The organism is Methyloceanibacter sp., assembly GCF_050728395.1.
Lineage (GTDB): Bacteria > Pseudomonadota > Alphaproteobacteria > Rhizobiales > Methyloligellaceae > Methyloceanibacter.
On sequence record NZ_JBOHJB010000081.1, the window covers coordinates 1 to 11,417 of the forward strand.

Sequence of the window (11,417 nt, forward strand, 5' to 3'; positions counted from 1 at the left end):
GAGCAGACTTGCCACTGGAAGGGAGTGCATCAACTCATCCGCGTCCAATTCCCTCCGCACAAGTTCGAAGTGCGCCTCTGGTGCGGCAATTTCCCAGAAAGTAGTTCCGGGGAAGGCCCGGCTTACAGCGGCGACAGTCGCATATTGAGTGCCGATCGAGCAGCGCATACCAAAGGTAATCGACTTCAAAATAGCCGTGGAGGCCTGCGAACCAATTCGTCCTAACATTCGCCATTCGTATTCGTACGTCCAATCGAGCGATTTGGTCAGCAGACAGCCGCGATGCACCGCTTCGCTCGACGCCTGGTCCTCCGTCTCCAGCCACTGCAGCACGCGGCTCGCCGCGATACGGCGTGAGTCTCCGTATCGCACGCGATGCAATTCCTCTTGGGGAACCTGAGATACATCGTACTCGACGCACAACCCCTTGTGTTGGTTTCCGTAGTGAGACCACATGAGTGGGCTGTCATAACGCTCACTCAAGCTGAAGACTCCCTTACCAAAGCTCTGCCGCAACTCTTGCGCGATGCCTCGACTTAGCGCCTCGCGAATGTAAAGCTGCTGATCAGCGATGTCTGGGTTAGTGGCATCGTAGCGGATCTCGCCCAAAAGCTCGTCCACATCGGTTTGCGTAATTGAGCGTCGCCGGGCTCGCGCTCCATCGCCTTTAAGACGCAGCTTTCTCAGCGCAAGGTCGATCTCCTTATCGATGCGTCGCGTGGCCAGCAGCGCGAAGATTTGCCGCAACTGCTCATTGCTCACGTCCGCGTCCACCACCGGCTGACAATCGAGCGGATCGTTGAAGGTCGAGGGGTCTGCGTAGTAGATCTCCCCTTGGCACAGCACTTCAAGCGACGTTTCGCTGAAACTTCTGTACTTGAATAGGCTCGATGGCCGTGGATCGTTCATTTCAACCTCTCGGAACTCCTACACCCGCATCTACGAGCACCCTGACCTCTCATCGGGGGTGCTAACGGCGTGCCACTTGTTGGATACGCGACTGGATAGAGGCTATGAGCTCGCGCAATGCCCGAGAGGTCTCCAGGACGAACTGGGGCTCGACCTGAATCTCGTACGTATCAACCTTGATGCCTGGCAGGGATGCCAACTCCGCCCGCGCCTTCGGCTTTAGCGCAGTGATAGCGCCGTTTTCATGGACAAGCAGATTCCGAACACGGGTCAACTGGTCCGCAGCCCTCCACTCCTGATCGGTGATCTGGAATCGCCCATATCGTTCCAAAAAGCGCCGCCGCTTGGTCCATTTATCTCCAGATAAGTCCTCCAGAGTAAATGGCATCTCATCCTCTCGCAGGATCAGCGCCAGGTTGCTGCAGGCCCCAGTCAGATAGCTCTCGAACGTCGAAGCCAGAAAGATCACGTGGGAATAGCGCGTGCGTCGGGCGAAATACTCAACGGCCACCAACCCACTGTCGTTCACCTGCTCGACACCCGCGGCCACTTGGCTCCGGACTTCGGACTCCTCGACTTGCCGCATCGATGCAATCAACCCTTCGGTCTCCTTCGCAAACCAATCGAAGAGAGGAAATTCGTCGTGATCGAGACCCGACTCGTGCCGAATGCTCTCGCGAAAATGTTGTCGGAACTGCTCGCGGAGCGCTGGTGGAATTTCGGAATCTTCCTTGTCGGCCATACCCTTCCCTCCCCCAGCAGTTGACGCAATCGCTGGTGGCGACGGGGCTTCGTCACGGTGCCCGAAGCATACCAAGTCACTCTAATTATTACATTTTCTCAATCTAAACCGCTTCCGCGCCACATCGAACATGCTGCCTTAACTCGCCCGCCCGCTACTGTCAACGCCGGGCGTATCCGCCTTCGACATGGGCCGACGAAAAATAATGCGTGGCGAATGACGGAACGCCCAAACTTTGGGTCAATCTAGGACTCATGGACGCACAGCAAACCTGGCCGGCACCCACACTGGACCTGCTGTTCCAGGCGCTTCTGCCGCATTTGCCGCAACCGTTTCAGCAGGGTCTCACGGCCGCATTACCCGATCTCCGAATCCATTGAGCGTGCGCAATTTAATTGAGGGGGTTTCCCCGGAAATCGGATCACGATTGTTGAGGGACGCCGGCCGAGCGTCCTCGTCGAACGTGATCGAAATCGCGTGACGAGCGATCAGCCCGGAGTCGGCGGATCGAGTTCCTCGACCATCTGCTGGAAGCGGGTGGCAAAGTGCGGATCGTATTGGTCAGAATGGGCGAGGCAGAACTCGACCACTTTGCGATAGCAATCCGCCGCCAGTTTTTTCTCCCCTCGTGCCTCATGCACCATGCCCAGTCGGTCATAGCCGTCGTGGACCTCGGGGAAGCGGACGAGTAGATCGCGAGCGGCGTGCTCCGCTTCATCGAGCTTACCGGCATGAACCAGATCGACCGCGGCGTTGGAGGCCTCGGTCAACTCGTCTTCTTCCTCAGCGTACCCCTGCTCATCGAAAGCGGCTCGAGCGGCCGCCATTTTGGCGTTGAACTTGGCTTGGCTTGCGGCCGCCTCGGCCGCCTGGGCGGCGAAGGCTTTACTCTCGGCGGCCTGATCTTTATCGAGGCAGCAACGCTTATATTTTTGTCCACTGCCGCAGGGGCATGGATCATTGCGTCCGGTCTTGTTCGGCATAGGGGTCCAATTTTAACAAGAAGGATGATCGTGATGTATGAAGCGTTGTTGAGTGATAAGCGGTTCTTTGAGCTGCTGCTGCGGCTCGATGAAGACTTGGCGGGCGACGCGCGAGCGGCCGGATGCCCTCGCTGTGGGCAGGTGCTGCATGCGGCCCACTATCGGCGCAAACCGCGTGGTGTGCCTGAGGGACTTGTCGATCGGTACGGTAAGCGGCTGAGCTTCTGCTGCGCAGGGGATGCGAAACGACACCGGCGCACACCCTCGTCGGTACGCTTTCTCGGCCGCAAGGTCTATCTGGGGGCGGTGGTAGTGCTGGTCTCGGCACTGCGCGGCGGCGCGACGCCAGTGCGGATGGCGCGCCTCGATGAGTTACTCGGGGTGAGCCGGCGGACGGTGAATCGCTGGCGGGGATGGTGGACGGAGATCTTCCCGCAGACGCGTTGCTGGGCTCAACGTGCGGGTCTGTTCGCGGTTCCGGTATCGACCGCGCAGCTGCCCGCATCGCTCCTTGATCGCTTTGCCGGCCCTGCCGCGTCGGCCTTGTTGTCGCTGCTGCGCTTGGTGCTGCCGATCAGCGGCGGCGAGGCGACGGTGCGGGCTATGTAACGGCCGGCGCCGATCCGCACAAGATGCCCGTCGCGCATTGTCTCCAAGGTATTTACGGTGCGCACAACGATCAACCATGCGGGGGACGTTGTATGACGGAGCGAGAATCTTCATCCATCCACGAGCGCTGGGCGCACTTGCGCTTCTCGGTGGTGGGGCAGCTGTTGGCTGCGCCGCCACCGAAGGGAACGTTGCGCCAGGAGCTCGAGAAACTGGCGGCGCGGGAGTGGCGCCACCCGAGCAGCGCTCTGCCGGTACGCTTCGGGGTATCGTCGATAGAGCGCTGGTACTACAAAGCCGTGAGGGAACGGCGTGACCCGGTGCAGGTGTTACGCCGCAAGCTGCGCTCGGATCACGGTGCCCAGGACTCCATGAATCCAGCACTGCGGCAAGCGCTGCGGGCGCAATACGCGGCGAGCCCAAGTTGGAGTATCCAACTTCACCACGACAACTTGGTGGCGCTCGCTGCGAAGCGCGCCGAGTTGCGCCCGTTACCGTCGTACTCGACGATCCGCCGCTTCTTCAAAGCGCAGGGCCTGCAGAAGCGCCGCCGTGTAACGTCGCGGCGGACCGCCGGCGCCGAGCGCGCCGAGGCGCGGCTGCAAGCCCGCGAGGTGCGCAGCTACGAGGCCGAATACGTGAACGGCTTATGGCACTGGGACTGTCACGTGGGTTCGCGCAAAGTCCTCACCGCCCGCGGCGAGCGGGTCACGCCGATCCTGTTCGGCTGCCTCGATGACCGCTCACGCCTCGCCTGTCATCTGCAATGGTATTTTGCTGAAGCCGCGCGCCATGTGGCCCACGGACTCTCGCAGGCGTTCCAGAAACGCGGCCTGCCGCGTTCCGCCATGAGCGACAACGGCGCGGCGATGACCGCCGGCGAAATCCGCGAAGGACTGCCTCGGTTGGGCGTCCTTCACGAAACCATCCTTCCTTATAGTGCCTACCAAAATGCGAAGCAGGAGTCGTTCTGGTCGCCGGTCGAGGGGCGACTGTTGGCCATGCTCGAGCACGTACCGGACTTGACCCTCGCGCTGCTGAATGAAGCCACCCAAGCCTGGGTCGAGTACGAATACAACCGCAGCGTGCATGCTGAGACCGGACAGACTCCCATCGAACGGTTCGTGGCCGGCCCGTCGGTCAGTCGGCCGTGTCCCGACAGCGCGGCGCTGCGCCTGGCGTTCACGCAGACCGAGCAGCGCACCCAGCGGCACAGCGATGGCACGGTGGTCATTGCCGGCCACCGCTTCGAGATCCCGAACTGCTATCGCCATCTGACCCGAGTGCAGGTCCGCTATGCGAGCTGGGATCTGACCGAGGTGCATCTGACCGATGAACACACCGGCAACGTCCTGTGCCGGCTGTATCCGCAAGACAAGACCCAGAACGCGAGCGGCATCCGCCGCTTGCTCGAGCCGCTCTCAAACGATCCGATGGCCAAGGCCACCAATCCCGGCATGGCGCCGCTGCTCGCGCAGCTGATCGCCACTCAGGCCGCTTCGGGCCTGCCGCCCGCATACCTACCCCAAGATGAACCATCCGATGAGCAAGGAGAAAACCAGTGAACAAGAAAATGTTGTCGCTGTATGGCTTGAAGTGGAACCCGTTTGCTCCCGATGTGCCAACCGAAGCGCTGCAACTGACGCCGCGCCTGGAATCGTTCTGCTGGCGCGTCGAGCAGCTCGCGGGTGAGGGCGGCTTCGCGCTCATCACCGGCGCCCCCGGCGTCGGGAAATCGGCGACCTTGCGCCTGCTCGCCGAGCGACTCACGGGGTCGCGCGATGTCCAAGTCGGCGTCTTGAGCCGGCCGCAGGCGGCGCTCGCCGACTTCTACCGCGAGATGGGGGATCTGTTTGGCGTGGAACTGCAGCCGCACAACCGTTATGCAGGCGCCAAGGTGCTGCGCGAGCGCTGGCAGCATCACATCGATGGCGCGTTGAGCCGTCCGATCCTCATCTGCGACGAGGCGCAGGAGATGCAGCTCGCCGTCTTGGGCGAGCTGCGCCTCTTGTGTTCGGCGCGCCTCGACTCGCATCTGCTCTTGACCGTGGTGCTCGCCGGCGATGCGCGCCTGCTCGAGCGCTTCCGCAGCGAGGAGTTGCTGCCGTTGGGCAGCCGCATGCGGGTGCGCCTCGCGCTCGAACGCAATACGGCCGAGGAGCTGCAAAGCTGTTTGCAGCACGCCATGGCCAAAGCTGGCGCCCCGAAGCTGATGACGCCCGAGCTCATCGCCACGATCTGCGATCACGCCCAGGGCAATCCCCGGGCGCTGATGAACATGGCCGGCGAATTACTCGCCCTCGCCGCGCAGCGCGAGGCGCGCCAGATCGACGAGCAGTTGTTCTTAGAAACCTTCGCCACCCCGACCGCGGCGCCGGCCAAAATCGCCGCACGGCGCCGATGACGATCGCGGATACGCTCCCGGTCGAACGGGCGCATCGGCTCACCGAGCGGCCCGAACAGCAGCGTTGGTTGGTCACGGGGCTGTGGGCCGAACAGGCAGTCGGCATCGTCGGCGGGGAGCCGAAGTGCTGCAAGTCCTTCCTCGCCCTGGATCTGGCCGTCGCGGTCGCCTCCGGAACTCCGTGTCTGCGGCGCTTCGCTGTGCCGAACCCGGGTTGCGTGCTGCTGTACGCGGCCGAAGATGCCTTGCATGTCGTGCGCGCGCGCCTCGATGGGATCTGCGCCGCCGCCGGCTGCCGGCTCGATGCCCTGGACATCCAGGTCATCACGGCGCCGACGTTGCGGCTCGATCTCGAAGCGGACCGCACACGGCTGGAACGCACCGTCGACCAACTCAAGCCCCGGTTATTGCTCCTCGACCCGTTCGTGCGCCTGCATCGCATCGATGAAAACGCGAGCGGTGAGGTGGCACCGCTCCTCGCGTACTTGCGCGAGCTGCAGCGTCGTCACGGCCTCGCCGTACTCGTCGTGCATCACGCCAAGAAGGGTGCCGGACGTCAGCGCGCCGGGCAAGCGCTGCGCGGTTCGTCCGAGTTCCATGCCTGGGGCGACTCGAATCTGTATCTGCGTCGATCCGGAAATGACTTATCGCTCACCGTCGAGCATCGCGCCGCCGCGTCGCCACCCGGTATTGCGCTCGAACTCTTGCAAAACGGCGCTGCGCTCGCGCTTCACGTGCAAGAATCCGCCGCCGCGAAAGTCCCGATGCCGAGCACGGTCGATGAACGAATCAACGCGGCGCTCACCGGTTCCAACCGCGCCGTGCCGATCGCCGAGCTGCGCGCGCACTGCCGCGTCCGCAACGCCACCCTGTATGCCCGGCTGACCGAACTGACCGCCCGTGGCCATCTCGTGCGAGATCACGACGGCTACCGGCTCGCCGCGGCCGGCTAATCCACTTCCGCTTCCCGCACTCTCTACAGCGCGCCGGAAGCGGTACTCGGAAGTCCCTCAAATAACCTGAAAACCTCCCCATCAGAAAACGCGAGCATGCTCATCCATCTCGCACGTCATGTGCTCGAGATTCTCGACGCCGAGCGCGACGGGGGCGCCGGGTATTTGAAAGCGGTTCAACGCCCCGACTTCCTCTGATGGCCCGCGTGTATCACGGTGCGACCGACCTGCTCCGATGGAAATTGCCGGTGGCTATTCGGAGGACCCTGAAGCCTCTACTTCAACGGGCGACGGATGGTGCCTTCGACCCGACTCGTCATCTACTTTTCGCGATGGCCCGGGAGCGCAGCAATCCGGAAGCGGCTCTGGGACGCTTCTTTCTTTGGCGCGCCATTCTCCTCAATCTGCGTATCTACACGTGGGACACGCCGGAGGTGGAGGCGTTTGGGGTTCTTGCCCACGCCCTCGCTCGACCACCGATAGTTCGCGCCCTCTCTTCAGCCTCTCTGCTCGATAACCATCGGAAAAGGCCCTCACTTTCGTCAGAAGAACTCCGGGGCCAGATCATGCCCCGAAAACCATGCATCCCGTCGGCGGCCCAGCGTCGCAGCCCGGAAGCACCCAAGACAGTATGGGCCTTCACCTGGCCTCTTCTTGAAGAGGCCTTGCGCAGTGAAATACGAGCAGGAGAGGCACAGCGGTAACTGACAGCTGTTGCAGACGAAAGCCAGCGGTAGACTCATGTGCTTGGAACAGCAGTTTCTCTCCGCGAGAACCTTGAAGTATTGCTCTTCGATCCTTGATGCCGCGTCAACACAGCCGCGGCAATACCAGAGTGGCCCAGCGGTAGTAAAGGGAGTCGTTTCGCGGGCACAGCACTCCCTGCAGATTGCTCGCCGGCAAAGACAACAGGTCCACTCCGCGGGACAGTCGTTGTGGAAACTACACGGCTCGCCGTGTTCCAAGGGAAACGATTTGAAGGCCAGAGAAACATGCCCACAGTTGGTGCAGTACGCGAGGTCCTGGGCGATGGGCGTCCAGCATCGCGAACACCGGTCTGTCGGTCCAAAAACTCCAGGATTCCAAGATGAACCGTGGTCATTTCGGTTCATGGTCGGTTCCCTATTGCTCGGGCGCGATTTCCAGATGGCGTCATCAGCGGGAAGTTGACCATTCATCCCTCGCTTGTGCAGCCGCCCAAGTCCCGCTGGGTCGGGACCGCATTGAATCCGGCCTGCCATTTCAAAATACGGACGACCTCAGCCAGAAGCACATCGAGGTCGGCACGGACGTCGACCTGCGTTGCTACTGGCGTCCTCACTGACGCCCGATAGCGGCCTCCTGGTGGGACTCACCTGTACGCGACCTCAGGAGGCTGCTTTGCGTCACTGTGGCGTCGCGAACGGTGACGCCGGTGCAAACGATCCCCAGCCACAAACGTTACATCCGACACCAATGTCGTCACCCCTCGAGGAACCAGCGCGCGGCAGCTCATCGCTTAGCGGCGCTCGAGAGGGTACTCCAACTGCGTACTTGAGCGCCTGGACACCGTGTATGTCGGGAATTCGGCAAGCGTGCCGTAAGTGCCTCATCGGAATTAAATACGTCCAATGGCGACTCAGGACGTCCCGGAAAAGCCAATTTCACTAGGGGGTAACTTAGGGGGTCACTCTTCGCGACTTTCCGGAAATTCCCAGCCTATTCAGTAGGTTCCGCTACTTTGCGAGTCTCTCCCGGGCACCAGCCTTTTTTCGTCTTTCATTTCAATCACTTAGTAGTTCTCTTCAAGATCATCTTGTAAATATTCGGTGAACCCGTCCACCGTTACCTATCGTGAACCGGTGGCGCTGGACACCATTGTGGGATTGAGGTACGGTGGGCAGCGTGGAAGCGCTGCTGGCGGGGGATTTCACTCAGAGCGCGGCATCGGCGGAGACGCCCTTTGCCAGCGAGTTCATCACTCTCTCGCGCCAGGAGCACATCCAGCTGGTGTGGGAGGGGCGGCACTGGAAGAGGTTGCATCAGGGTGCGGTAGAACGCATCGCGCAGCTGGAAGCCGAGTACCGCGAGCGTTTGCGATCGCAGCTTGACAGCGCCGAACGGCGTGAGCAGGCCCTGCAGCGGGAGCTCACGTACGCCCGTGGACGCATCCGAGATCTGGAGCAGCGGCTGTTTGGTCGCAAAAGCGAGCGGCAATGGGTGATTGATGCTCAACATCCGCACAGTCGCGCCTCTGTGCGAGGTCGCGGACAACAACGCGGCGCCCCGGGCCACGGACGGCGCCTCGCAAGTGGCTTGCCGATTCGCGAAGAGATCGTGGAGATCACTTCGCCGTGCTGTCCGAAGTGCGGCAAGGGGCTGACAGTCTTTCCCGGCACCGACGACAGCGAGGTGCTGGAGATCGAGGTGCGCGCGTACCGTCGAGTGATCCGTCGGCAGCGCTATCGGCCCACTTGTGCCTGCGGACAACTGCCCGGCATTGTGACCGCACCCGCACCGACACGACTGATCGAGCGCGGCAAGCTGGGGATTTCGGTCTGGACGGATGCGTTACTGGACAAATTCCTGTACGGCCGTGCGAGCACTCGCTGGATTCAACAGCTGGCCGATCAGGGGGTGAAGCTCTCCGCAGGCACGCTCGGGGGCGGCTTGCAGGGGATTGCGCCGTTGTTCCAGCCACTATATCAGGCGCTGCTGCCGCGCTTGCGTGAAGAGCCGCACTGGCATGCGGATGAGACGCGCTGGGAAGTGTTTGTCGAGCGTGACGACAAAGCCGGCCATCGCTGGTACCTGTGGGTGTTTCAGTCCTGCTCGGTGGTGTATTACGTGCTGGATCCATCACGCTCGGCTGCAGTCCCCGCGGTGGTGCTGGAGGGTGTGGAGAACGGACTGATTAGCTGTGATCGGCATGGGGCCTACAAGAAGTTCTCCCGGTTACACCCGGGCATTGTGCTGGCGTTTTGCTGGGCGCATCAACGACGTGATTTTCTCACCCTCGCCAACGAGCATCCGACACTCACCGCGTGGGCGATGCGGTGGGTGGATCGCATTGGGGAGTTGTTCAAGCTGTACGAGCAGCGTACGCAAGCCGCACCCGATAGCGCGGCGTATCGCACCTTGGATCGCTGCCTGCGCAGCTGCTTGCGCACGATGGCGCGGGAACGGCACCGCGCACTCACCGAGCCGCAACTGCCCGAGCCCGCCGTGAAGCGGCTGGAGAGCATGCAGCGGCACTGGCGGGGCTTGAGAGAGTTTGTCCGGCACAGCGCCGTGCCCCCCGACAACAATGCGGCCGAGCGAGCGCTGCGCATGGCGGTTGTGGGACGCAAGAATTTCTACGGTTCGGGGAGCGAGTGGTCCGGGGAGCTGGCGGCGATGATGTTCAGCCTGCTCATGACCATGAAGCGCTGGCAGATCAACCCACGCACCTGGCTGCGCGATTACCTCAACGCGTGTGCGGCCGCCGGCAACCGCGCCCCTCCTGATCTGAAGCCGTATCTGCCCTGGGGCATGGACCCCGCGCGCCTAGCGCAGATGCGGCGCGCGCCGTGCGAGAATGCGCACACCTTGGCTCGTAGAAGGGTGGACACCTCGTGAGGGTGTATTGCGGACGGCACTTCAGTGCCGAGGACTTGACTGCGATCCGCGAGCTGATCGAGCACAATCGGACTCTCAAGCGCACCCCGCTCTCGCGCCGGATCTGCGCGCTGTTGGGGTGGACACAACCCAACGGAGCGCTCAAGGCGATGAGCTGCCGCGTGGCGCTGCTACGTATGCAGGCCGAGGGTCTGATCGAACTGCCGCCCTCGCAGAATCCCAAAAACGGGCGCCGTCCGCCGGTGCCGCTCACCGCCGCTTCCAATCCGCAGCCGCCGCTGTGTCGGCCAGTGCACGAGTTGCCGGCGCTCACCGTTCAGCCGGTGAGCGACCCCGCCACCGCACGGCTCTGGAACGAGTACCTCGCGCGCTATCACTACCTGGGCTACACCCCGCTGTCCGGTAGCCAGATGCGCTACGAGATCTTCGCCGGCGCGCAACGCGTGGCCTTCATCAGCTTCGGAGCGAGTGCCTGGAAACTCGCTGCACGCGAGCGCTTCATCGGCTGGGACGAGGCGCAGCGACAGCGCAATCTGCAACTCGTGATCAACAACGCGCGCTTTCTGGTGCTGCCGTGGATCCAATCTAAGGGCCTCGCCTCGAAAATCCTCGCGCTCATCGCACGACAACTACCGCAGGACTGGCAGCAACGCTACGGCTATCGGCCGGTGCTGCTGGAAACCTTCGTCGAGAGCCCGCGGCACCGCGGCACCTGTTACAAGGCCGCCAACTGGATCCACGTCGGACAGACCGCCGGCCGCGGCAAAAAGTCTCTGGGCCACCAGCCCGTCCTGCCCGTCAAGGACATCTGGCTGTACCCTCTATGCAAGAACTTCGGCGCCGTTCTCCGCAATTGAGCTACGGGTTCACCGAATATTTACATCATCTTGAGTAATTCGAATGGCGCTGTAGCCGCGGGCTGGGCCATCGCCGGGTCGCGTAAGTCTGCGTCCCGGAAGCACTTCGCTGACAGCTCCGTCACTGCGATACCGAGTTCGCCCTCGTAAGGGAGCGCTCGCGATGTGTGTAACTCAAGGGTACACGACGGCACGTGCTCGTCCGGGTCGCGACGCGTGCTCTCAAGTGCCATTTAACGGCGCATCATAGCGGGCAGCGCAAGCCCACACCCGGCAAAAAAACACTCCGCGTGCGGCGCAGGAGCGTGCCGCTTTCGGTATCCACGATCCGGGCCGCCGAACCGCAGTCACGCCGATATACAT

At 62.4% G+C, this 11,417-nt stretch carries 9 protein-coding genes; 6 read left to right on the forward strand and 3 right to left on the reverse strand.

Annotated elements, in window-relative coordinates; all coding sequences use genetic code 11:
- The 3 genes from ACREC7_RS13055 to ACREC7_RS13065 all read right to left on the reverse strand — a co-directional run.
- On the reverse strand, positions 1–909 hold a 909-nt coding region (locus ACREC7_RS13055), incomplete at its 3' end, for a DUF2971 domain-containing protein (protein WP_431556126.1).
- A gap of 61 nt (positions 910–970) precedes the next feature.
- Positions 971–1,651: a hypothetical protein gene (locus tag ACREC7_RS13060; protein WP_431556127.1), complete on the reverse strand. Its 681-nt coding sequence runs from the start codon at positions 1,649–1,651 to the stop codon at positions 971–973.
- Between the two features lie 488 nt (positions 1,652–2,139).
- A complete protein-coding gene (locus ACREC7_RS13065) occupies positions 2,140–2,634 on the reverse strand; it encodes an SEC-C metal-binding domain-containing protein (RefSeq protein ID WP_431556128.1) in 495 nt (164 codons plus the stop codon).
- A 24-nt stretch (positions 2,635–2,658) separates the two neighbouring features.
- Between ACREC7_RS13065 and ACREC7_RS13070 the strand changes: the two genes are divergently transcribed.
- The 6 genes from ACREC7_RS13070 to ACREC7_RS13095 all read left to right on the forward strand — a co-directional run bounded on the left by ACREC7_RS13070 (position 2,659) and on the right by ACREC7_RS13095 (position 11,054).
- Positions 2,659–3,243 carry a hypothetical protein gene (locus tag ACREC7_RS13070; protein WP_431556129.1) on the forward strand — a complete coding sequence of 195 codons (585 nt, stop codon included), beginning with the start codon at positions 2,659–2,661 and terminating at the stop codon, positions 3,241–3,243.
- Between the two features lie 92 nt (positions 3,244–3,335).
- The gene (locus tag ACREC7_RS13075) at positions 3,336–4,808 is read left to right on the forward strand and encodes an IS481 family transposase (RefSeq protein WP_431556130.1); all 1,473 of its coding nucleotides are present in this window, start codon (positions 3,336–3,338) and stop codon (positions 4,806–4,808) included.
- Between the two features lie 11 nt (positions 4,809–4,819).
- Positions 4,820–5,647 (forward strand): ExeA family protein, encoded by an 828-nt coding sequence (locus ACREC7_RS13080; protein WP_431556131.1) that lies wholly within the window; start codon positions 4,820–4,822, stop codon positions 5,645–5,647.
- Complete coding sequence (locus ACREC7_RS13085; RefSeq protein WP_431556132.1) at positions 5,644–6,600, forward strand: AAA family ATPase; 957 nt, start codon at positions 5,644–5,646, stop codon at positions 6,598–6,600. The genes ACREC7_RS13080 and ACREC7_RS13085 overlap by 4 nt, the downstream gene beginning before the upstream one ends.
- A gap of 1,884 nt (positions 6,601–8,484) precedes the next feature.
- A complete protein-coding gene (tnpC, locus tag ACREC7_RS13090) occupies positions 8,485–10,197 on the forward strand; it encodes an IS66 family transposase (RefSeq protein WP_431556133.1) in 1,713 nt (570 codons plus the stop codon).
- Between the two features lie 35 nt (positions 10,198–10,232).
- Positions 10,233–11,054, forward strand: a complete 822-nt coding sequence (locus tag ACREC7_RS13095; RefSeq protein ID WP_431556134.1) for a DUF4338 domain-containing protein — start codon at positions 10,233–10,235, stop codon at positions 11,052–11,054.
- Positions 11,055–11,417: the final 363 nt, after the last annotated feature.